General features: G+C 70.1%; 16 protein-coding genes and 1 pseudogene. 8 read left to right on the top strand and 9 right to left on the bottom strand.

Annotation, left to right across the window (positions count from 1 at the left end):
* The first annotated feature begins 155 nt into the window (after nucleotides 1-155).
* On the top strand, nucleotides 156-728 hold the full coding sequence (locus ACGFSB_RS20500; protein WP_393401002.1) for a DUF6461 domain-containing protein: 573 nt from the start codon (nucleotides 156-158) through the stop codon (nucleotides 726-728).
* Between the two features lie 255 nt (nucleotides 729-983).
* Here ACGFSB_RS20500 and ACGFSB_RS20495 read toward each other — a convergent pair whose 3' ends face one another.
* On the bottom strand, nucleotides 984-2,186 hold the full coding sequence (locus ACGFSB_RS20495) for an ROK family protein (RefSeq protein ID WP_393400999.1): 1,203 nt from the start codon (nucleotides 2,184-2,186) through the stop codon (nucleotides 984-986).
* A gap of 28 nt (nucleotides 2,187-2,214) precedes the next feature.
* A complete protein-coding gene (xylB, locus tag ACGFSB_RS20490; protein WP_393400996.1) occupies nucleotides 2,215-3,678 on the bottom strand; it encodes a xylulokinase in 1,464 nt (487 codons plus the stop codon).
* A gap of 213 nt (nucleotides 3,679-3,891) precedes the next feature.
* Between xylB and xylA the strand changes: the two genes are divergently transcribed.
* The gene (xylA, locus tag ACGFSB_RS20485) at nucleotides 3,892-5,058 is read left to right on the top strand and encodes a xylose isomerase (protein ID WP_393400993.1); all 1,167 of its coding nucleotides are present in this window, start codon (nucleotides 3,892-3,894) and stop codon (nucleotides 5,056-5,058) included.
* A gap of 121 nt (nucleotides 5,059-5,179) precedes the next feature.
* Here xylA and ACGFSB_RS20480 read toward each other — a convergent pair.
* The 3 genes and pseudogenes from ACGFSB_RS20480 to ACGFSB_RS20470 form a co-directional block, all read right to left on the bottom strand.
* Nucleotides 5,180-6,531: pseudogene (locus ACGFSB_RS20480) on the bottom strand (esterase-like activity of phytase family protein).
* A 463-nt stretch (nucleotides 6,532-6,994) separates the two neighbouring features.
* Nucleotides 6,995-8,323: an SWF or SNF family helicase gene (locus ACGFSB_RS20475; protein ID WP_393400990.1), complete on the bottom strand. Its 1,329-nt coding sequence runs from the start codon at nucleotides 8,321-8,323 to the stop codon at nucleotides 6,995-6,997.
* Nucleotides 8,320-11,187, bottom strand: coding sequence for a DEAD/DEAH box helicase (locus ACGFSB_RS20470; protein WP_393400988.1), 2,868 nt, complete (start codon nucleotides 11,185-11,187; stop codon nucleotides 8,320-8,322). The genes ACGFSB_RS20475 and ACGFSB_RS20470 overlap by 4 nt, the downstream gene beginning before the upstream one ends.
* Before the next feature lie 248 nt (nucleotides 11,188-11,435).
* Between ACGFSB_RS20470 and ACGFSB_RS20465 the strand changes: the two genes are divergently transcribed.
* From ACGFSB_RS20465 to ACGFSB_RS20455, 3 genes are all read left to right on the top strand, one after another.
* Nucleotides 11,436-12,491 carry an acyl-CoA desaturase gene (locus ACGFSB_RS20465; RefSeq protein ID WP_393400986.1) on the top strand — a complete coding sequence of 352 codons (1,056 nt, stop codon included), beginning with the start codon at nucleotides 11,436-11,438 and terminating at the stop codon, nucleotides 12,489-12,491.
* 142 nt (nucleotides 12,492-12,633) lie between these two features.
* A complete protein-coding gene (locus ACGFSB_RS20460; protein WP_393400983.1) occupies nucleotides 12,634-12,816 on the top strand; it encodes a hypothetical protein in 183 nt (60 codons plus the stop codon).
* Nucleotides 12,817-13,009: 193 nt separating this feature from the next.
* On the top strand, nucleotides 13,010-16,426 hold the full coding sequence (locus ACGFSB_RS20455) for a hypothetical protein (protein WP_393400980.1): 3,417 nt from the start codon (nucleotides 13,010-13,012) through the stop codon (nucleotides 16,424-16,426).
* Between the two features lie 31 nt (nucleotides 16,427-16,457).
* Here the strand turns inward: ACGFSB_RS20455 and ACGFSB_RS20450 are convergent, their stop codons facing one another.
* Together ACGFSB_RS20450 and ACGFSB_RS20445 are read right to left on the bottom strand one after the other, a co-directional pair.
* On the bottom strand, nucleotides 16,458-17,318 hold the full coding sequence (locus tag ACGFSB_RS20450) for a hypothetical protein (RefSeq protein WP_393400978.1): 861 nt from the start codon (nucleotides 17,316-17,318) through the stop codon (nucleotides 16,458-16,460).
* A gap of 170 nt (nucleotides 17,319-17,488) precedes the next feature.
* Nucleotides 17,489-17,767 (bottom strand): hypothetical protein, encoded by a 279-nt coding sequence (locus ACGFSB_RS20445; RefSeq protein ID WP_393400975.1) that lies wholly within the window; start codon nucleotides 17,765-17,767, stop codon nucleotides 17,489-17,491.
* A 101-nt stretch (nucleotides 17,768-17,868) separates the two neighbouring features.
* On the opposite strand from ACGFSB_RS20445, the gene ACGFSB_RS20440 reads away from it, so the two are divergent.
* Nucleotides 17,869-18,774, top strand: a complete 906-nt coding sequence (locus ACGFSB_RS20440; RefSeq protein WP_393400973.1) for an oxygenase MpaB family protein — start codon at nucleotides 17,869-17,871, stop codon at nucleotides 18,772-18,774.
* Here the strand turns inward: ACGFSB_RS20440 and ACGFSB_RS20435 are convergent.
* Complete coding sequence (locus ACGFSB_RS20435; RefSeq protein WP_393400970.1) at nucleotides 18,763-19,284, bottom strand: PadR family transcriptional regulator; 522 nt, start codon at nucleotides 19,282-19,284, stop codon at nucleotides 18,763-18,765. The genes ACGFSB_RS20440 and ACGFSB_RS20435 overlap by 12 nt on opposite strands.
* Before the next feature lie 113 nt (nucleotides 19,285-19,397).
* Between ACGFSB_RS20435 and ACGFSB_RS20430 the strand changes: the two genes are divergently transcribed.
* Nucleotides 19,398-20,153: an alpha/beta fold hydrolase gene (locus ACGFSB_RS20430; RefSeq protein WP_393400967.1), complete on the top strand. Its 756-nt coding sequence runs from the start codon at nucleotides 19,398-19,400 to the stop codon at nucleotides 20,151-20,153.
* Between the two features lie 10 nt (nucleotides 20,154-20,163).
* On the opposite strand, the gene ACGFSB_RS20425 is transcribed toward ACGFSB_RS20430, so the two are convergent.
* The gene (locus ACGFSB_RS20425) at nucleotides 20,164-20,763 is read right to left on the bottom strand and encodes a class I SAM-dependent methyltransferase (RefSeq protein WP_393400964.1); all 600 of its coding nucleotides are present in this window, start codon (nucleotides 20,761-20,763) and stop codon (nucleotides 20,164-20,166) included.
* A 151-nt stretch (nucleotides 20,764-20,914) separates the two neighbouring features.
* Between ACGFSB_RS20425 and ACGFSB_RS20420 the strand changes: the two genes are divergently transcribed.
* Complete coding sequence (locus ACGFSB_RS20420) at nucleotides 20,915-21,688, top strand: MHYT domain-containing protein (protein WP_393400961.1); 774 nt, start codon at nucleotides 20,915-20,917, stop codon at nucleotides 21,686-21,688.
* Nucleotides 21,689-21,697: the final 9 nt, after the last annotated feature.

Here is a 21,697-nt window from a genome sequence, read left to right as displayed (position 1 = left end):
GCACGGCAAGGCTGACGATCGATCCCGCGCAGAGCAGCGTCCGGCTTCTCGGCGGCACCATGGAGTTTCTCACCTCATGTCATGTGCGCCACCTACCCTTTGGGTTCAGCCATCTGGACACGATGGCTGCGGACCCGACAAAAAGGCCCCGCACCGTGGACTTGGACGAGATGTTCGGCGAAGGCTGGTGCGTCACCCTCGCCCCCCACCCACTCACCGAAACCCTCCACCTCATGGGCGTTGCCAATCCCGTGCCCTGCCCCGAGGACCCGAACCAAGCCGCGCACTTCCTCCAAGAGCACCAGGGCGAAGGCGCCTTCGTCCTCGGCCGCGAAATGCCAGGCGGCTGGACCCTCACCATCGAATTCGAAAGCTGGATCGGCTCCGAAAACGATGTCCTGCGCAACCTCGCCGCCGACGGCCACACCGCCATCAGCGCCTACCGTGACCCCGACACGAAGACGGCCACCATCGCCCACGACGGCGCCATCCTCGGCCGCCTCGAACTGTCCGGCGGCTACTTCGACGGCCCCTCCGGCAGCGTAGACACCACTCACCCCGTCGTCGGCTCGCTCACCGCGGCGGGCTTCGACGCCTCCGATGACTGTGAACCCACCGGCGAGGCCGACACCGAAGAACCCGAAGGCTGCCTCATCCTCGCCGTACGCGTCCTGACCGGCGTCACCCTCACGGCAGCCGACTTCGGCGGAACGCGGATCTTCGCCTGACAGCACGATGGTGGAATCCACCGGGATGTCCTCGTCGATCGCGCCCGCGACACCGGCAGCGGCCTGGACCTGGTGCGGGATCCGACCGATCACCTGTCGATGATCCCGCCATCGGCCACAACGTCCATTGCTCGCCGGCAGGAACGGCCGCAACCGTTACCACTCAGCATCGTCAGAGAGTGGCTGACGCGGCGCTCCTGGCGGCAAATGTGGCGTCTACGTAGTCAGGTGGTTCGCGCCGGCGGAAGGCCGAAGCTACGCCGCCGCACCCGCCGGATCATCAAGCACGGTCCGTACTACGGAGTGCGCCGCCCCCAGCAACGGACCGTCGGAGCCCAGTCCGGATACCGCGACATCGCACGCTGTGCCCGCTGTACGGCGCCCCAACTCGCCCTCCAATGACGGCAGCAGCCACGGTGCGAGCCGCGACAGGGCCCCGCCGAGCACCACCGAGCGCGGATCCAGCAGATTCACCGCTCCGGTGAGCGCGATGCCCAGTGCTGTCCCGGCACCGTGCAGTGCCTGTCGTACTTCCTTGTCGCCCTGTGCGGCGCGCTCGGCGAGCAGCCCGACGCGGTCCGCATCCGGGGCGATGCCCGCCGCGCGCAGCACCGCCCCCTCGCCCGCGTACTGCTCCAGGCAGCCACGCCCGCCGCACGGACACGCCGGGCCGTCGGGCCACACCGGGACATGCCCCAACTCGCCCGCGAAGCCACGCGTCCCCCGCAGCAGCCGTCCGTCGACGACCAGTGCGGCACCGATGCCGATCTCCGCCGATACGTGGAGGAAGTCCTGCGGTATCTCGTCGCCGAGCCACAGCTCGGCCAGCGCACCGAAGTTGGCTTCGTTGTCCACCGTCAGCGGCAGCCCGCCCGGCAGCAGCGCACCGAGGTCGACGTCGTGCCAGTCGAGGTTGGGGGCGCGGACCACCGTTCGTGTGTCATGGGCGACGAGGCCGGGGACCGCGACGGCAAGGCCCGCGGGACGTAGACCTGCCAGCCGCGCTGCGACACTCACCTGTCGCACCAGTGCGACGAGCTCCTTGAGAACGGGTTCGGGGGCGCGCCCCCAGTTGCTGCCTTGTCGCACGGCACGCGCGCGTACCTCTCCGCGCAGATCGACCACGCACACCGCGAGATGATCGACGCCCACCTCGGCGCCGATCCCGGCCGGTCCGCTGCCGCTGACCGCGAGTGCGGAGCCGGGGCGGCCCACCCGGCCGGGGCGCTCAGGGCCCAGCTCGTCCAGGAGTCCGGAGCGGATCAACTCGTCCACCAGGGTGGAGACGGTGGCCCGAGTCAGACCGATCCGAGTGGCCACGGCGGCACGGGACAGCGGCCCGTGCGCCGCGACCGCGTGCATGACGCGGGAGAGATTGCGGCGGCGCATCCCCTGCTGGGTGTCGGGCAGTGGGGCCCCTGACGTGCCCTGGCGTGCGTCGTGCGGTGGTGCGGTCATGCCCCCGTCAGTCCCTGCTCTGCTGTCCTCATGGCCGTGAGTCCTCGTGACCCGTGCTGCCGAGCAGCGGCGCCGCGTCGGAGACTACCCCGGCGATCCGCGCGAGTGCCGCCTCGTCCCGTTCCACAGGGGCCAGCACTGGCCCCTTGGCCGTACCCCAGCGTCGCGCGACAGCCGCCGGATCCTCTCCGGTGAGGAGTCCCGCGGCCTGCGCGGCGGCGCCGAGCGCGACCAGTTCCCGGGCTTCGGGCACCTGAACGGGGCGTCCGGAGAGGCGCCGCACGGTGTCCTGCCAGGCTGTGCCGCGTGCGCCGCCGCCGATGAGCAGGAGCGGAGCCGACCGGTCAGTGTCGGCATCGAGGACCAGATCGAGGGCGCCGAGCAGCGAGTGCACGGCCCCGTCGTAGGCCGCCTGCAGCAGCTGGCCCGGAGTCGTGTCGTGCCGGAGTCCGTACAACAGCCCCGAGGCGTGCGGCAGGTCAGGGGTGCGCTCACCGTCCAGATAGGGCAGCAGTGTGACGGAGCCGCCTGCCTCCACCGCCTCACGGTCGAGGCTCAGCAGCGTGGCCACGCGGTCCACGGCCAGGGTGCAGTTGAGCGTGCAAGCCAGCGGCAGCCAGTCGCCGCGTGCGTCGGCGAAGCCGGCCACCGTGCTCGTCGGATCCGTGGGGCGGCGGCTCGATACCGCGTACACGGTGCCTGACGTTCCCAGGCTCAGCACCGGAGTGCCGGGTCGCAGACCGAGTCCGAGCGCGGCCGCCGCGTTGTCCCCGGTTCCGGGGGCGACCAGCGTGCCCTTGGAGAACGGAAGTTCGCCGCTACCGCGGACCGTGCCCGCGACCTCTCCCGGGTGGACCACTCGCGGCAGCAGCGAGGGATCCAGGCCTACGAGTCCCAGGATCTCCTCGTCGTACGACTCCGTCGCGGACGCCCACCAGCCCGTACCGGAGGCGTCGCCTCGGTCGGTCGTGCCGCATCCCGTGAGACGTTCGGTGAGGTAGTCGTGGGGGAGTCGCACGGCGGTGGTGGCGCGGACCGCCTCGGGCTCGTGCTCGCTGAGCCAGGCCCACTTGGTCACCGTGAAGGAGGGGCCCGGCACGCTGCCCACGCGTTCGGCCCACGCCTTCGGGCCGCCCAGACGGTCGACCAGAGAGCGGGCCTGCGGCGCCGAGCGCACGTCGTTCCAGAGCAGAGCGGGCCGCACCGGCCTGGAGTGTGCGTCCAGCGTGACGAGCCCGTGCTGCTGACCGCCGACCGACACCGCCGCGGCCTCGTGCGCCGCGTCTCCGCACTGGCGCAGTGCCTCGCACAGCGCCTGCCACCACTCCTCGGGGTCACTCTCGCGTGCCGCCCCCGAACTGACGCCGTGCGGGGCCTGACCGCTCGCCACCACCCTGCCGGTGGCGGCGTCGACGACCAGGACCTTCGTGGACTGCGTGGAGCTGTCCACGCCGACGACGAGAGGACCGTCGGCTGCTGGTGCTGATGACATCGGGGGTCTCCGTTCCCGCGGCTCTTTCCGGGCGTGCCCGGACTTCTTCTCGTCCGACCTTCCCAGGGATGCCTCCGGATACTAATTTGTTAAGTGCCATGACGAAATAGTCGGGGCAGCCGCACATGAGCTCGTGGCACAGCCATGAGCTCATGGCGCAGCCGTGCCCGGATCGGCCGCACAGCCGCGCATCAGCCATCTAGGGAGCCGCACATGACGTACCAGCCCACTCCTGAGGACAAGTTCACCTTCGGCCTGTGGACCGTCGGCTGGCAGGGAAGGGACCCGTTCGGGGACGCGACCAGGGCGGCCATCGACCCGGCCGACTCCGTACGTCATCTGGCCGAACTCGGTGCCTACGGAGTGACCTTCCATGACGACGACCTGATCCCCTTCGGATCCACGGACGCCGAGCGCGAGTCGCACATCAAGCACTTCCGGCAGGCGCTCGACACGACAGGGCTCGTCGTGCCGATGGCGACCACGAACCTCTTCACGCACCCCGTCTTCAAGGACGGGGCGTTCACCGCCAACGACCGGGACGTGCGCCGCTACGCCCTGCGCAAGACGATCCGCAACATCGACCTCGCGGTGGAACTGGGTGCCCGCACCTACGTCGCGTGGGGCGGCAGGGAAGGCGCGGAGTCCGGCGCCGCCAAGGACGTACGCGCCGCTCTCGACCGCATGAAGGAGGCCTTCGACCTGCTCGGCGACTACGTGACGGAGCAGGGATACGACCTGCGCTTCGCGATCGAGCCCAAGCCGAACGAGCCGCGCGGCGACATCCTGCTGCCCACCGTCGGACATGCGCTCGCCTTCATCGAGCGCCTGGAGCGCTCTGATCTGTTCGGCGTCAACCCCGAAGTGGGCCACGAGCAGATGGCCGGCCTCAACTTCCCGCACTCCATCGCGCAGGCCCTGTGGGCGGGCAAGTTGTTCCACATCGACCTCAACGGCCAGACCGGCATCAAGTACGACCAGGATCTGCGCTTCGGCGCGGGGGATCTGCGGAGCGCCTTCTGGCTGGTCGACCTCCTGGAGAGGGGCGGTTACGAGGGGCCGCGGCACTTCGACTTCAAGCCGCCGCGCACAGAGGATTACGCGGGTGTGTGGGCGTCAGCGGCAGGCTGTATGCGCAACTACCTCATCCTGCGGGAGCGTTCGGCGGCGTTCCGTGCCGACCCGGAAGTCCAGGAAGCCTTGCGCGCTTCCCGCCTTGACGAACTGTCCTTGCCGACAGCAGAGGACGGCCTCTCCGGACTGCTCGCCGACCGCGGTGCCTTCGAAGACTTCGATGTGACGGCGGCCGCCGTCCGTGGAATGGCCTTCGAGCATCTCGATCAGCTGGCCATGGACCACCTCCTGGGGGCGCGAGGCTGATCGGAGGCTTCAGCTCCGGGAGCATCACTTCCGCGCACGGGCTGCGTCTCGATCCTTCCGAGACGCAGGTCCCCGCCACCTGGTAACGCCCCCCCCGCGTGGCGGAACGGAGTCCTGGGGCTCAGATCTTCTTGGGCAGTCGCACGTACGTCACGGTGGTCTGCACCCCGCTGTCCACCAGCCGGCCGTCCTTGTCGAAGGCCTCCGCTCCGTCCGTCATCCCCAAGTCGTTGTCGTTGATCAGCGCGAGAGTGCGAGTGCCGACGCGAGCCACGCCCTCGATCTTGTCGGGAACACCGTCGATGCCGTTCAGATCGACCAGGAGCCGCTTCTTCAGGACGGACACTCCGGAGGCCGCCGGATCCTCGAGCTGCTCCAAGGAGGGCTTCGTCGAGGCATCGTCCCACTGGTCGCCGAGTATGTCGGCGCGGCGGTCCAGCTTCACCGTCTGCAGCCGCGCGGCCTTGTCGGTGCGCTCCTCGACGAGGAGCCGGTCACGGCCGATGGCCACTACGGAGGAGATCTTCAGCTCGGACGTGTCGTCCTCACCCGGGTCGACGACCCCCACCGCGTCGAAGCGATACGCGTACTCGGCGGTGACCGCCTGCTTCTTCGGCGAGAAGCGCAGCAGCCGCGTCGTCCGTGATCCGTCACCCGTGTCCTCGTCCGGCACGGACAGGGGGCTCTGGACCGCCATCACGAGGTCACCGCCCGGTAGTTGAGCGAGCCCTTCGAAGCCTCGATTGCCCTTGCGGTGCAGCAGGATGCCGGGCAGCGCCTCGACGACCGGGTAGTCGGCGCCGGCGAGCTTCAGGCCATGGGGGACGTAGCGCTTGAGCACCTCTCCGTGCGCGGAGACATGGATGAGCGAGGGGCCGTACTCGTCGACCAGCCAGAAGCTGCCGTCGTGCGCCCGCACGATGCCCTCGGTGTCCAGACCGTTCGGGTCGTACGTGAGCGAGGTCTTCGCGTCGTACGTGTAGGGCGCCTCGTCGCGCCCCTCCTGGTTGGGCAGTCCGGTGACGGGCTTCCCGGAGGATGTCGTCAGCGGGAGCGCGTCGATGACTTTCACGGTGTCACCGGAGACGCGGACCTTCACGATCGCCGGATCGAATCCGGGGACAGCGAAAGTGCGTCGCTTCTTGCCATCCACCTTGATCTGGCCATTCGGCCCCGATCGGTGACTGTCCAGAACTCACCCTTGCGGCCCGTCGGATAGATGTCACTGCCGATGCCGCCCAGATCCACACCGCGGTCGTTGTCCACGGTGCCGGGCAACAAGGAGTTGCTGAATGTGCCCAGAGGGATGTCGCCCAGCGTCGCCGTAGCCGTGATCCGAGGTGCCCTCTCCTTGTCGCCGGTCTGGGCGCCTGTGGCGGTCCCGGTGACCGCGACCGCGGCGAGCACGGCGAACGGCACACCCGCGGCGACGGAGCGGCGGATGCGACGCTTACGGGCGGCGTGCGGGGACATGGGTGCCTCCTGGGGCGGTCGTTCGGTGACAGCGGTCAGACTTCGCCGTCGCCACGAACACAGGGAGGCGGAAAGGTGAACGTGAGGGGGCATACCGACGGCGCCTCCCGCGAGGGGTGGGAGGCGCCGTCGTCGACCACAGGCCGGTCAGCGGTGGTTGGGCACGTTGCCCTCGTCTCCCCCTTCAGGTAGATCGCGCTGATGAACCCGACGCTCCTGCGGTACTGCGGGACGGGGGAGTCCAGTCGCGGTCGGTACCCCCTGAACCGGTGTGATCCACACTCTCGGATGTCATGCTCGTGCTCAATCGCCGATCAGGGGGAGCGCGCGAGCCGGTGTTCCCGGCGTGTGTGTGAGTGGCGCGGATACGCCGGTCGCCGCTGCGGCGTCGAGTGGTCTTGGCCGCGCGGGGCGGGCCGTCTGATGCGGGCGCCGGGTGGGGCCCGCACCAGACTTGTCTGCCCTACTCGCCGCCGGTCAGTACGGCCAGCGCGGTCGCCGGATCGTGTGCCGCGGGTCCTGCCGGGGTCCAGCGGCCGCGTTCCTTGCGGTAGGGCCACCAGCGGCCGTCGGTCCCGTGCCGCAGCTGTGCGTCGCTCCCGACCACGGTCCAGCGATTGCGGGCGGCGCGCAGCCGGGGCCGCTCGCCTTCGTCCCAGGCCGCGTCCAGCGCCGCACGCGCGCGTGCCAGCGCCTCCGCTTCGGGAGCCCACTCCTCCTCCAGGACGCGGAGCGCAGCCGGACCCCCGTACTCCCAAGCCCGTACGGCCAACGTGAGCCCCTCCTTGCCGCGGTCAGAGGCGGACGCGAGGCGCGCCGCCACCGCAGCCGTGGGAGCCGCGGCGCCCAGCCGTACGGCATCCTCGTCCAGCGTCAACTCCTGCTCGACCGGCTGCCGTTCGTGTCCGGGCGAGAGCGCCTCGGCCAGCATCCGGTGCGCCGCCGTGGCCGCCTGTGCCGCCAGGAACTCGAGCGCGGCCACATCGATGCCGGGCGCGGGCTCCGCCTCAGTGTCGAGGGAGGGCGGCAGGCCCCTCTCGGACGGCAGCAGAGGGAGGTCGGGCAGCGGAGGAAGGATGGCTCCCTCTGCGTACGCCTCGTCGGCGTACACGCCTTCCTGGACCCCCTCGGGCTCCTCCCCGGGCGTCTCTTCAGCCTCCGCCCGCGCCACACTGCGTACTTGAAGCTCGTCCAGCAGTTCCCGCTCCGCGCGGCCACGCATCAGGAGCAGCACGAACGGATCCTGGTCGAGCAGCCGGGCCACCTGGTAGCAGAGCGCGGCGGTGTGCCCGCAGTGGTCCCAGGCCTCGCAGTCGCACTCCGGCTCCAGGTCACCGATCCCCGGCAGGAGTTCGACACCCGCTGCCGCCGCGTCCTCCACCAGATGCGGCGGCATCTCACGGTCGAGCAGCGCCGCGATATGCCCGGCCCGCTCGACAGCCATGCCCAGGAAGCGGTCCCACGCGTCCTCGCTCAGTTGCTGCAGCAGTACGTCGGAGCGGTGCGGGGTGCCGTCATGGCCCTGGACCACCGCGGTGATGCGGCCAGGGCGCACCGACACCGCGCCCACGGCGTCGGCGCGCGCGAGCCTGCGCCCGGCCTTCAACTGCGCAAGGTCCAGTGCGGTGTCCTCCAGGGCCTTGAGCCAGGCCTGGCCCCACCAGCTCTGCGCGAATGCCCGCCCGTGCGTGGCCGGCAGCGCGGAGAAGGTGCGCTCATGCCCGTATGGGCCTTCCCCGGGGGCGCCGTCCTCGTGTGTGTCGCCGTTCGACTCGTCATACATGTCACTCATCGCGACCCCCCTCGCAGCTCCACCAGATCGGACAGTTCCGCGTCGGTGAGTTCCGTCAGCGCCGCCTCGCCGGAGCCGAGCACCGCGTCCGCCAACTCCCGCTTGCGCACCAGCATGTCGGCGATGCGGTCCTCGATCGTCCCCTCCGCGATGAGCCGATGCACCTGCACGGGTTGCGTCTGCCCGATCCGGTACGCCCGGTCGGTGGCCTGGGCCTCGACGGCGGGGTTCCACCAGCGGTCGTAGTGCACCACGTGCTCGGCCCGCGTCAGATTCAGTCCCGTCCCCGCGGCCTTCAACGACAGCAGGAAGACGGGGACTTCGCCGTCCTGGAAGCGCTGCACCATCGCCTCGCGCGCGGCGATGGGCGTTCCGCCGTGCAGAAACTGAGTGAGGGTGCCACGGGCTGCCAGATGCTGCTCGATGAGGCGCGCCATCTGGACGTACTGCGTGAAGATCAGCACGCTCGCGTCTTCGGAGAGGATCGTGTCGAGCAGCTCGTCAAGGAGTTCCAGCTTTCCGGAACGGCCCTCGATCCGCGGCTTGTCCTCCTTGAGGAACTGCGCCGGGTGGTTGCAGATCTGCTTGAGCCCGGTGAGCAGCTTGACGATCATGCCGCGGCGGGTGAAGCCGTCAGCGCCGGAGATCTCCGCGAGAGTCTCGCGCACCACGGCTTCGTAGAGGCCCGTCTGTTCCGCCGTGAGGGACACGGCCCTGTCGGTCTCCGTCTTGGGCGGCAGCTCGGGCGCGATGCCCGGATCGGACTTGCGCCTGCGCAGCAGGAAGGGGCGTACCAGTTGGCCGAGACGCTCGGCGGCCGACGGGTCCTTACCGCTCTCGACGGCTTGGGCGTACCGGGTGCGGAAGGTGCCGAGCTTGCCGAGCAGCCCCGGTGTCGTCCAGTCGATGATGGCCCACAGCTCGGAGAGATTGTTCTCCACGGGTGTGCCGGTGAGCGCCACGCGTGCGCGTGCGCCGATGGTCCGCAGCTGCCTGGCGGTGGCCGAGTAGGGGTTCTTGACGTGCTGAGCCTCGTCGGCGACGACCATGCCCCAAGGGGCGCCGGCCAGGCTGCCGGTGTCGAGCCGCATCGTGCCGTACGTGGTGAGCACGAACTCACCGTCGGCCAGGTCCTCCAGGCTGCGCTGAGTGCCGTGGAAGCGGCGTACAGGGGTGCCGGGGGCGAACTTCTCGATTTCGCGCTGCCAGTTGCCCATCAGGGACGTGGGGCAGACGACGAGTGTCGGTCCCGCGGACTCGCTGTCCGTCTGCCGGTGCAGATGCAGGGAGATCAGCGTGATGGTCTTTCCGAGGCCCATGTCGTCCGCGAGGCAGCCGCCCAGGCCCAGCGAGGTCATCCGGGCCAGCCAGTTCAGGCCGCGCAGCTGATAGTCGCGCAGATCCGCGGCGAGCGCTTCCGGCTGACCGACCGGCTCCATGCCCTCCGGGTCCAAGAGGCGCTCGCGCAGCGTGGCGAGCCAGCCTGTCGGCTGGACGTCCAATCGGCTCCCCGCCACCTCGGTGGTGCCCGTCAGAACGGCGCTCAGGGCGTCGATCGGGGTGACCTTGCGGTCCTGGTGTTCGCGAGCGCGCCGCGCCTCCTCGGGGTCGATGAGCACCCACTGGTCGCGCAGGCGCACCACGGGACGATTGGCTTCGGCGAGACGGTCCAGCTCCTCGCGTGACAGCTGCTGATCGCCCAGCGCGAACCGCCAGTTGAAGGCCAGCAGCGCGTTGGCGGAGAGGTATGACGGCGTGTCCGACGACGGCTTGTCAGGGTCCTTCTTGTCGTCGTCGGGCGGGCCGATGACTGCGCGGGCGGTCAGGTTGCGTGCCAGTTCCTTGGGCCAGTGCACCTCGACACCCGCGGTGACGAGCATGCGGGATCCCTCGCCCAGGAGCGAGGTGACCTCTTCGTCGGCGAGTTCGAGCGCATCGGGCACGGTGGCCGAAAGGAGTGGGGCCAGCGGCGGCCACGCGCGCGTGGCGCGGCGGAGCGCGAGCAGGGCGTCCATCCGGGAGCGTGGCCCGAAGGCCTGCCCCGAGGCGCCGGAGCCGGCCCACACCTCAGCCGCGTCGGCGACGAGTGAGGGGTCGCTGACGCTGTGCATCTGCAGCACGGCGCGGAACGGCAGCCGGGTGTCGCCCGAGGTGTCCGACACCAGGCCGGGCACCTCGACGCGCAGTGAGATGCGTACGCCGGCGTCGTGCCCGGCGGCGACATCGGTGGCCCAGGGGCGCTGCTCGGGGATGCGCTGCGGCTGGGGAGAGGCGAAGGGTGCCGCGCCCGCAGCGAGCGTCGCCGCGGGGGAGCGGGGGAGCGTATCGGCCACCGCGTCGAGGAACTGGCGCAGTAGCCGCTCGGGTTCGGGCAGCCGCAGCGGCTCGGAGTCGTCAAGCGGAGCGGCGTGGGCGGCGGGTGGCATCGCGGCGGCGAGATCACGAAGCCGCTGTAGGTCATCGGCCCCGAGGGGGCCCGAGCGCCACGCGTCGTGATCATTCGGTGTCAGTCCGGGCAACAGCAGCCCGCGCGCCGCGAGTTGCAGCGCGAGCACGCCCGCCGTCCCCCAGAACGCGACCGTCGGGTGTGCCCCTGCCATGGCACGCGCGCGTGTCAGGACCGGTAGTGCCGCGCGCATCGGGAGGAGTGCCGCGGATACGCGGCTGAGCCTTGCGCCGTCGCCGCCGGGCACGGCGACGGTCAGCTCCTCGATGGCGCCTGCGGAGCAGTCGGGCGGTGCGTCTCCGTCGGGGTTCCAGAAGGCGACCCGGCCGCCGCGGGCCGGGTCGGCGGATACGAAGAGCGCGGAGCAGCGGGACAGTTCAGAGATCTCGGAAGGTGACGCGGCAGGGGGCCTTGGCACGACGATGGCACATTCCTCAAACTTGACTACTGGGGTCGGAGCGGCCGAGAGTACAGTACGCCCAGCGCAAGACGGGAGTGATCGCGCGGTGATCCCCGTCACGCCACTTCGAAGGTGTAGCTACCCCCCCTCCCGGGCGGTGCTAGCCCCCTTCAGAAGTCGGGTGTAGGCGCCATGGTTGCCCAAGGTCACTGGCTCGTACGTTTTGTGACGTCAGCCCGATCCAGTCAGAGACCGGAGACCTCACCATGCCCCAGGCCGCCGCAGCAGTCGCGGAACGTTCCCCAGGCACCACCACACGGCAGCCCACGGGAAGCGATTTCGCTCCTCTCCTGCGCACCGTCAAGGAGCACGGCCTCCTGGGGCGCCGCACTGGCTGGTACACGTCCACCATCGCGGTCAACGCGGTGGCGCTGGCCGCCGTAGGGACGGGCATGTTCCTCATCGGAGGCTCGTGGTGGGTGCTGCTCCTGGCGCCCGTCCTCGCCGCACTGTGTGCCCGGACGGCGTTCATAGGTCATGACGCCGGGCACTCCCAGATCACCGGCGACCGCGGCGTGAGCCGCGCCATCGGTCTCGTCCACGGGAACCTCTTGCTCGGAATGAGCTCGGCCTGGTGGAACGACAAGCACAACCGCCACCACGCCAACCCCAACCACATCGACAAGGACCCCGACGTCGCCGCGAACGTCCTTGTCTGGACCAGTAAGCAGGCCAAGGTCCGCAGGGGCTTCCAGCGCTGGCTCACCCGTAACCAGGCCTGGCTCTTCTTCCCCTTGACGCTGCTCCAGGGCGTCGCCATGAAGATCTACGGCTTCCAGGACCTGCGCCGCCAGGCTCCGCGCGAGCGTGTGCTGGAAGGCCTTCTGCTGGTGGCGCACCTCGTCGGATACGTGGCGCTCCTGCTCGCCACGATGCCCGTGGGCCACGCCATCGCCTTCGCCGCCATCCACCAGGCGCTCTTCGGTCTGCATCTCGGCCTGGCCTTCGCGCCCAACCACAAGGGCATGGAGATGCCCGACCCCGACGGTGAACGCTGGGGCCACCTCAGCCGGCAGGTCCTCACCTCCCGCAACATCCGCGGCAGCGTGCTGACCGACTGGTTCCTCGGTGGACTCAACTACCAGATCGAGCACCACCTGTTCCCGAGCCTGCCCCGCCCCAGCCTGCGGCGCGTGCAGCCCCTGGTACGCGCCCACTGCGCCGAGCTGGGGATGCCGTACACGGAGGCCGGATTCATCGACTCCTACCGGCAGGTACTGCGCCACATGTACGAGGTCGGCGAGCCGCTGAGGGTCGAGTAGCCGCTCGGGCGGCGGGCGCGGCTCAGGGTTGCGTCAGGGTCGCTCCTCAGGGATCTATCAGGGGAGCAGACTGGAACTGTGGGCCGCCGGAGCCCGTTTCTCAATACAGAGAGCGGCAATAGCCGCGAAGGAGGCGACGCACATGTCGAAGAACGCGAAGATCGCCGCAGGAGGCGTGGCGGTCGGCATCATCCTGTTGATCTGGCTGCCCTGGTGGGCCTCCCTCCTGATCGTGCTGGGAGTCCCGGCCGCGGCCTATCTGACCCTGGACCCAGGGCAGCGGCGCAGGCTGCGCCGCGTTTCACGCAAGGAGATCGGCCACTGACCCGGCGCGCCGGGGAGAGCGTCGCGCCGGTGAGCGCACACGCGAGGCACAGAAGCTGACGGGTGCCCCGCTCGCGGTCCTGCCCACGGCAGTTCCGCGAGCGGAAAACCCGTTGCACCACTCCCGGTTCGGCGGTGATCATGGCAGACATGACTTCCCGAAAGGAGGCCCAGCGCTCACACGGTGACCGCTGATGGCCGCATACGACGCGTCGCAGACGCCGTCCTCCCAGTCTCAGACCGCTCCCGCGCCGCTGACTGCGGCCTGGCTGAAGGCGCACTTCGACCCACTGCCCTTCCCGGCCCGCATGAGCGCCTTGGCGCGCTATGTCCGAGGGCTCACACCGGCGGCGTACAGAACGCTCCGCAGCGCCCTCGCCGCAGGTTCGGCTGACGAACGGCACACCGCTCTCTTCCTCGCCGTCACCCGCCGCGACCTCGCCGTCGTCGCCGCTGCCCTCACCGATCCCCTCCTGCGCCGCCGTGCCCTCTCGGCAGCCATCCGGCTTCCTGTGCCGGACGAAGCCCTGGGACAGCTCGCGTTGAGCGACATCGGAGCGGTGCGGCACGAGACGTACCGAGTCCTGCGCCTCAGCCACCGCCGCATCCTTGCCGCACGTCTGTTGCCAGAAGTCCACGAACGGTTCGGCGCCCAGGACGCCTCCCAGCTCCTGCCCGCATGTCCCGCAGGGACAGTGGGCGAGTGGCTGCCCCGACTCGACCCGCCTCCCGGCGTGCTGAACGCACTGGCTCGCACCGCACCACGCGCCGTGGCCGAACTCCTGGCCACCCGCAGTCAGAGCAAGGAGGCAAGCCGCGACCGTTACCGCTTCACGAGCCGCAACCGCGCGGTCGCGAGCCTGGCCGCGGGACGCGAACCGGAAGCCGGACTTTTGCTCCTGACCCGGGCTCCCGACCTCCTGTCGGCACGCGCGGCCCGTTCCCTGCTACATCATCCGGCCCGGGTCCTCGAGATCCTCCGTGCCGCCCCACCCGGCCAGGACGGCAACCCATGCGAACTCCGGCTCCCCGCCGGGACCTTGCCGCCCGCCACACTGCGCGCCCTGCGTGAACTCCCGCCCACGGATCTGGTGGACCTGGCCCGGCGGTGCCCTGTCACACAGCCACGCCATCACGGGCCAGGACGTCACGACGTCGAGCCCGACAACCTGCTGGCGCTGCTGCCCGCCCCGGAACGACGACGCCTGGTCGAGGAACGCACCGCCCGCCGCCGCTCGGTGCGAAGCCTCCCCGCCGCCGTACTCACGGCCCTGGAGCCGGCCGACAGGGCGGAAATCGTCATGACCTGGGTGGAGCGCTGGTCGCGCCAGGAATGGACATCGAGCCGACTGGCCGTCGCGCTCCCGCTCGCCCTGGGAGAACCGCTGCTGCGCGACATGGCGGGGCGGCACCGGGTCCACCAACGCCTGGCGGCCTGGCCCGCGCTGCTCGCCTGCGCGGAACTGGAAGGCGACCCGGACGACTTCGCACGGATCGCCGTGGACTGCGAGCGGGCCTGGCACGACCAGGAGGAAGTACGGCGGGCCACCCTCCAGCAGCTCGCGGGGGCGCCCCCGCACCTGCTCGCCGCGCTGCCCGACCGGGTCCTGCGCGATGCGGCGCTGACCACCGTCCAGTCCCGCGACTCGACCACCCGCACCCTGGCCGCGGCTGAGCAACTGCTCCGGCGCGGAGCGGAGAGCGCCGCCGGCACCGGAAGGCCGAGCCGTGCAGCGTTCGCCATCGAATTGCTCTGCCACGTCGTATCCGACCTCCGCTCCCACAAGCCCGTCCCGCCGCTGCGCATCGGCGAAGAGGCGGCACGTGCCATCTGGTCCGTGGTGTCGGCAGGCACGCGAGCGCGCCCCGATCTCCACACCACGATCGCCGAACTCCTCGCACCGCACCTCACCGCGCTGCCGGAACTCGACGCCCTGGTGCGACACATCGCTTTGGAGTCCGACGACCCGGACGTCGTGGCCCGTGCCGCTGCCGCATGGGTGAGTCCGTCGGCGATGCGAGAACGGCGCAGTGCCGAACTGGTCGGCCGGGACGCCTCGTTCGCGGCGGTGCCGATCATCCTGCGCACCGTCGCGACCCGGCGTACCGACCTGCTGGACTCGGTACTGCTAGCCGCCCAGGAAGGACTCACAGGCCGTGTACGTCCCCGAGCCACTGCCTGGGCTCCGGGGCTGCACACGGGCGTCATCGGCCGCTGGCTGCCCGACCAGCGCCGCGCGTGGGACGAACACCACGCGCGCGTGGCCGCTGACGAGCTGGCCCCGCTGCGCACTCGTGCCGACGCCGCGACGCAGCTGCGTGACCCGGCGTTGCTCACGACTCTCGCGGAGACGGCGCCACAGCCAGTCGCCGCAGCGGCACTAGGGGCGCTGGGCGATGTCCTCACCGCCCCTCACGACGGAGCACAGCCCACGACCGACCCACTGGTGGGCACCCTGCTCCGGCACGCCGCGACAGGTGGCGTACGAGGGCGGGCCGCCATGGCATCCGCCCGCAGACTCCTGGAGGCCGTGCCGGACTCGCAGGCCGTCGCCCTGCTCGCTCCGGCGGCCTGCGCGCCGGACGCCCCCGTCGGCTCCCGAAAGGAGGCGGTCCGCGCCTTGGGTGCCCTCACCGGTGGCGCGGCGTTCGACGCCCTGGTGGCCGCCTGGGACGCGCCACGTCAACACCGCGACGTACGCGCTGTCGTGGCACGTTTCCTCCTTGCCGCGATCGACCGACCTGCCATCGCCGACCGCCTGGCTCGGGCGGCGGACGAGCCCGCGGTAAGGGAAGCGGTGGTCCACGCGCGCGTGGGGCCCGTACGTGAATCCGCGGGGGAGGCCTATGCGGCCTTCTTGGCCCGCTTGGTGAGGGAAGGCGACGAAGAGACCGTCGTCGCCGCGTGCCGTGCCCTGCCCGCATGGTTCACACCGGAATCAGACGATGCCATGCGCGCCGTCGCCGGAGTCGCCACAGACTCGCGACGAAGCCGAAGGGAGTGGGACGCGGCCGCACAACAGCTGGCCTGGTTCCCCCTGGGGCCGACCGGAGGGGCCGTCCTGAAGGATGCCATCCGGCGTCTCCAGGAGCTCGGGGGCGCGTCAGACCCCCAGACGCGCGCTGACGCACTCCGCCGTATCGCGGGTATCGGTGAAGCCTTGCGTGTGCGGCGAGGTTCTGCCGAGACGCTTCGCACCGCCGACGCCCTGGCCCTGTCGATGCACACGGTGGGCTTGTACGCCGACGCGGTGACCCTGACATGGCACACGTCGCTGGCCGCAGTACGCCACGGAGAACACCGGGCCGAGCGCTGGGAGCGGCTCCTGGACCTGGTCGAGGAACGTCCCGAGCGGCTGCCCCTGGGGACCGGGGTTCAGCTCGATGCCCCTACGCAACGCGCGCGTGCGGCACTGCTCGCTGCCGCCCGGCTGCTGCGCGAGCGCGGGTCCCCAGCGGCCGGAGTGATGGCCCTCGCGCTGGTGCGCGCCGGTGGCCGGGTGACGTCGTGGGACGAGACCTGGCGCGGTGAACTGGAGTGCCTGCGGGATCACGCGGATCACGACACGGCAACGGCCGCGTTTCTCGTCGACCCCGAGAGGAACAACTGACGATCCGCAGCTCCCGCGGGCAGCGGGGGGATCAGGCGGGACGCACGGCCATCTTGTCGAGCGACTCGAGGAGCCAGGGGAGTTCGGTCCCACGGCCCACCGGCAGTACCTCTCCCGGCTCCTCGTCGAGGAGCACGAACGCGATGTCGTCGGTCCTGGCGACCATGGACCAGCCAGGACCGTCGGCACGCAGCGTACGGGCCTCACCGGAGGCGAACGACGACCGCACGCGGCCCAGAGGCGGCGGAGTGCTCACGTACGCCCGTGCTTCCGCGAGGACCCTCCGTACACCGGTGAGCGGTTCCTGACGGGCATCCGTGTCCCCGCCCTCCGCGTCGGCCTCTTCGTCCTCCCGCGCCGCACTCTCCACTGCACCGTCGGTCAGGAAGTCGGCGTCGTCGATCCGCTCGCGCCAGGCCGCCCACTGGAGCGCGATCTCGTCGGCGCCGAGCCGCCGCTGAGCAGGACCCCAGGTGTCGGAATGAGGAGGCGAGAGCGGCTCCTGGTCCGCGTCCTCGGGGGCGGGTTCGGGGTCGTGGGGAGCGGGCACCCCGGGCGCGGCGACGGCAACCGCCAGTGGCCAGCCCGGCAGCGCGGCGACCACGGTGTGCTCATCGGGGGACAGGTCGTACTCCATGCCACAGTCCCAGGAGGCGATCGCGACGGCCACGAGTGACACGTCGTCGACGACGACCGTCCACCGGGCGCCCGACCCGTCCTGACCGAGCACCAGACCGTAACCGGCGGCGAGTGGTGCGAGCCGTAGTGCCGCACACGCCTCCGGGTAGTCGTCACCGAGCACGCTGGGGAACTTCGCGGGTGTCAGCAGTACCGCGGTCAGCACGTACAGCGCGTCGTCCTCGGCGGCGACAGCGTCGTCCGTTCCGGCCATGCCAGCCTCCCCCATCGCTTCATCCGTCGGCGCACCCTAACCACAGGTCCACTTGATCGTCGAGGGTAGATGACCAATGAAACTCGCTCGTATGCCGCCGCTTCGGGCGCCGAGACAGGCGCTCCGAACAGTGACGGGCCGGCCTGCCCTGGTCCCGCACACACGAATGTTCAGGCGGCAGGCAGGCCGAGGAGCGTACGGGCCACATCCGTCGGCGACTCGTCGCGTTCCCGTGCGAGTGCGATGACCGCGCGGCACGCCAGTTCGCTGATGCCGAAGGACAGGGCTTCCGGTGACACCCAGCCCGTGGCCTCGTCCATCCGGTCCTGATCGTCGTCGGCGCTGGCCGCCACGTAGACAGCGACTGCTTCGAAGAGGTTGTGCGGACGCTCCTCCTTGCCGCGAACGGTTTCGTTCGCGCGCCACAAATTGCGGAGCTTGTCGAACATGTGGGCCACCTTCCCCCCGGGTGCGGTTGCCGTCGATGATCATTCATGTGTCGTACCCCAACGTAGAGTTGGAGCTCCAGCGAATGAAGGGGGGCCGTGCGGTGAAGCGCTATGAGCGGCTCGAGGAAATCCGGCGTCTCGATCCGGAGAAGGACGCCCTGACGATCTATCGGCTCACCGCGTCCTACGAATTCCCCTGGGACTTCACCCGCTCTCTGGAACTTGCCCTCTACCGAACCTACGCCGTCCCCAGTATCGGCCGACTCCTCGCCGATACGGCCGAACTGACGGACCGTACGCAGAAGCGGTACGACGACACGGCCCTGCTGCTCGACGCTGTCGTCGAGCACGGCTTCGGCACGGAGGAGGGGCGCACCGCGATCCGTCGCATCAACCAGATGCATCGCAGTTACGACATCAGCAATGACGACATGCGGTACGTGCTGTGCACGTTCGTGGTGATGCCCAAGCGCTGGATCGACGCCTACGGATGGCGCAGGTTGTCACGCCATGAGAAGACCGCGAGCGCCGTCTACTACCGCACCTTGGGGCGGCACATGGGGATCCAGGACATTCCTGACTCCTACGAAGAGTTCGAGAAGTGTCTCGACGACTACGAAGAGGTCCACTTCGCGTGGGACGAGGGCGCGCGCAGGGTCTCCGACGCGACCCTCGACCTCATGGCTTCCTGGTATCCGCGTCCCTTGGCGCCTTTGTTGCGGACGTCGACCCTCGCCCTGCTCGACGAGCCTCTCCTGCGGGCATTCCGCTACGAACCACCGGGCGCCACCACTCGCGCTCTGGTCCGGCGCGCGGTGTGGTTGCGCGGCCGTGCCGTGCGGCTGATGCCGCCACGCGAGGCGCCGCACTATGCCCGGCAGAACTGGGAGATCAAGGGCTACCCGAAGGGCTATCGGATCGGCGAACTCGGTTCGTTCCCGGTGCCCGGTGTGCGGGGCTGCCCGGTGGTGCACACGGACGAGGCGGGCGGCGCTTCAGCGGAGTGAGTTCAAGGTCGTCCGCAGCCAGGTGAGTTCGGCCCGGCTCGTCGCGCGGGCGATGGTGAGGATTCCGCGTCGGAACGGGTCGTCCAGATCCTCGGCGCGCAGCGGGCGCTCGCCGTCGTAGAAGAAGCTCGCGGGCTCCTCCAGGAAGGCGAGACGGCGCTCGAGGACCGCGGCTTGCGCCGTCTTGTCGTCGAGATGGCGGAGAAAGGCGAGGACCGTGAACCAGCGGTTCTCGTCGGTGATGTCGGCCTGGACCGGCTCTGTGAGCCTGCTGCGCAATGCGCGCTGCCCGTCCGCGGTGAGGTTCAGGACATGCCGCGGGGCCGCCACTGAGCCGGGCTGGGTCTCACGGGTGAGGAGGCCGGTCTTCTCCAGCCGTTTGATGGCGGGGTACAGCGTGCTCTCCGCGACCGGGCGCACGTGGCCCGTCAGTGCCGTGATGCGCTTGCGCAGCTCATAGCCGTGCAAGGGCGCGTCGTAGAGGAATCCGAGGATGGCCAGTTCGAGCATGTCGTGCATTCTGCCGCATCGGCGGTGTACCTCGGACTCGTGATACATCGAAATCGATGTATCGTCTTCCCGGGTGCTGGCCAATGAGTAGGCGCGTGAGTGAGGGAGCGGCGATGCGACAGGCACGGTTCGACGCGCAGGGCAGTTGTGTGCGCTGGACGGAGGCTGAAGGGTACGGCCCGGCCCGGGTGTATGTGCACGGGCTCGGCGCGGCGTCGACGGTCTATCACGCGCACATCGCGGCCAGGCCCGAGCTGGCAGGTCGTCGATCGCTCTTCGTCGACCTGCCGGGCCACGGCATCAGCGATCGTCCGGCGGACTTCGGCTACACGCTTGAGGACCACGCGGACGCCTTGGCCGCGGCGTTGGATGAGGCTGAGGTGACCGGCGCGGAGATCGTCGGGCACAGCATGGGCGGCGCTGTCGCCATCGTGCTCGCTCACCGCCGCGGTGGTCTGGTGTCGCGGCTGGTCCTCACCGAGGCCAATCTCGATCCGGACCCACCCATGACGGCGGGCAGCAGCGGAATCGCGGGGTACGACGAGGAGGAGTTCGTGTCCGGCGGCTACGCGCGCGTGCTCGACAAGGTCGGCCCCCTCTGGGCGGCGACGATGCGGCTCGCCGACCCCCGTGCACTGCACCGCAGCGCAACGGGGCTGGTGAGGGGGACACGGCCCACGATGCGGGAGATACTCAAGGACCTGCCTATGGAGCGTGTGTTCTTGCAGGGTGCACTGAGCGGTGAACTCGCCGGAACAGACGAGCTGGTGGCGTCCGGGGTGCGGGTCGTCACCGTGTCGAGGGCCGGGCACAACGTCATGTTCGACAACCCGGAAGTGTTCGCCTCGGCCGTCGCCGGACGCCAGTGACGGCCCTCTTCTAGCCTCCCCGTACCGCAAGGGCGAGGAACCGGGCGTCTTCGTCGACGTACGACGTCAGCCGCCACCCTGAACCGTCCAGCAGGGGGCGGAGGTTCGGCTCCGCACGCAGATCGTCCGCTGTGATCCGGCGCCCCTGCCGGGCCGCGAGCGCGGCCCGGCCGATGGGGTGAAAGAGCGCGAGGCACCCTCCGGGACGCACTACGCGCCTCAACTCCCGCAAGTTCTCCGCCGGATCGGGCAGATGCGAGATCAGGCCCGCGCCGAACACCGCGTCGAGTGACGCGTCGCGCAAGGGGAGCTGGGTCACGTCGGCGAGCAGGAGCTGTCCTTCGCGGTCCCTTCCTGCCCGCGTAGCGGCCTCCAGCATGGCGGGCGTCAGATCGATCCCGAGTACGGCTCCAGAGGGCCCTACGGCGCCCCTGAGTGCGGGCAGCGCACGCCCGGTGCCGCAGCCGGCGTCGAGGACGCGGTCGCCGGGGCGCAGACCCAGCTCGGATGCGGCGGCCTGGTAGGCGGGCCCGTCATCGGGGAACCGGCTGTCCCACCGGGCCGCTCGGGCGGTGAAGAATTCGCGGACATGCGTGTGGTCGTCGCTCATCTGGCCATGATCCCGCAACGACTCGCATGTGCGTTGGGGGCACACGTTCGAGCGTGACGCGATCGTTCAGGAACCTCTCTCTGTCATATTCCAACACCTTTCGAACTGCGCCCCCGTAGTGCGCCCCTGCTGGGACTAGCGTCCCGGAGCCATGGGACACCTGGACCACGCCACCTTCGGCTGGCTGACCCCCGTGCTGTCGTACGCGATGGCCTGTATCGGCGCCGCTCTCGGGCTGCGCTGTACCGTCCGTGCGCTCGGGGCCACGGGAAAATCACGCCGCAACTGGCTCATCACCGCGGCCTCCGCCATCGGCACGGGCATCTGGACGATGCACTTCGTGGCCATGCTCGGCTTCGGTGTCACCGGCACCGAGATTCGCTACAACGTGCCGCTGACGTTCCTGAGCCTGATCGTCGCGATGGTCGTCGTCGGTGCCGGAGTCTTCGCCGTCGGCTACGGCCGTGACCGCGGGCGTGCGCTCGCGCTCGGCGGGCTCACCACCGGGCTCGGTGTCGCGAGCATGCACTACCTGGGCATGGCCGCGCTGCGGCTGCACGGCAGCGTGAGCTACGACCCCGTGCTGGTGGGCCTCTCCGTGGTCATCGCTGTCGTCGCCGCGACCGCGGCTCTGTGGGCGGCGCTCAACATCAAGTCACCTCTCGCGGTCGCCGTCGCGTCGCTCGTCATGGGAGGAGCGGTGAGCAGCATGCACTACACCGGAATGCTGGCTGTGCGCGTGCGCGTCACCGAGTCGGGCGCCGCACTGCCCGGGGCCGCGACGATGCAGTTCATCTTCCCCCTTGCCGTCGGCCTCGGGTCCTACCTCTTCTTGACCTCGGCGTTCGTCGCACTGTCCCCGACCACAGGGGAGCGCGAGGCCTCCGTCTCGGCACAGCAGCCGGTGGAGGGCGCTGCCCGATAAGGCGTACCC

This window comes from Streptomyces sp. NPDC048441 (assembly GCF_043200235.1).
Lineage (GTDB): Bacteria > Actinomycetota > Actinomycetes > Streptomycetales > Streptomycetaceae > Streptomyces.
Note: the sequence above shows the minus strand (reverse complement) of the source record. Positions and strands in the feature narration are given on the sequence as shown.

Bases quoted from the DNA above. Each gene is read 5' to 3' on its own strand.
- ACGFSB_RS20495 (WP_393400999.1), bottom strand. From the start codon at position 2,186: ATGACCGCACCACCGCACGACGCACGCCAGGGCACGTCAGGGGCCCCA.
- xylB (WP_393400996.1), bottom strand. From the start codon at position 3,678: ATGTCATCAGCACCAGCAGCCGACGGTCCTCTCGTCGTCGGCGTGGAC.
- xylA (WP_393400993.1), top strand. From the start codon at position 3,892: ATGACGTACCAGCCCACTCCTGAGGACAAGTTCACCTTCGGCCTGTGG.
- ACGFSB_RS20475 (WP_393400990.1), bottom strand. From the start codon at position 8,323: ATGAGTGACATGTATGACGAGTCGAACGGCGACACACACGAGGACGGC.
- ACGFSB_RS20465 (WP_393400986.1), top strand. From the start codon at position 11,436: ATGCCCCAGGCCGCCGCAGCAGTCGCGGAACGTTCCCCAGGCACCACC.
- ACGFSB_RS20460 (WP_393400983.1), top strand. From the start codon at position 12,634: ATGTCGAAGAACGCGAAGATCGCCGCAGGAGGCGTGGCGGTCGGCATC.
- ACGFSB_RS20455 (WP_393400980.1), top strand. From the start codon at position 13,010: ATGGCCGCATACGACGCGTCGCAGACGCCGTCCTCCCAGTCTCAGACC.
- ACGFSB_RS20450 (WP_393400978.1), bottom strand. From the start codon at position 17,318: ATGGCCGGAACGGACGACGCTGTCGCCGCCGAGGACGACGCGCTGTAC.
- ACGFSB_RS20445 (WP_393400975.1), bottom strand. From the start codon at position 17,767: ATGTTCGACAAGCTCCGCAATTTGTGGCGCGCGAACGAAACCGTTCGC.
- ACGFSB_RS20435 (WP_393400970.1), bottom strand. From the start codon at position 19,284: ATGCTCGAACTGGCCATCCTCGGATTCCTCTACGACGCGCCCTTGCAC.
- ACGFSB_RS20430 (WP_393400967.1), top strand. From the start codon at position 19,398: ATGCGACAGGCACGGTTCGACGCGCAGGGCAGTTGTGTGCGCTGGACG.
- ACGFSB_RS20425 (WP_393400964.1), bottom strand. From the start codon at position 20,763: ATGAGCGACGACCACACGCATGTCCGCGAATTCTTCACCGCCCGAGCG.
- ACGFSB_RS20420 (WP_393400961.1), top strand. From the start codon at position 20,915: ATGGGACACCTGGACCACGCCACCTTCGGCTGGCTGACCCCCGTGCTG.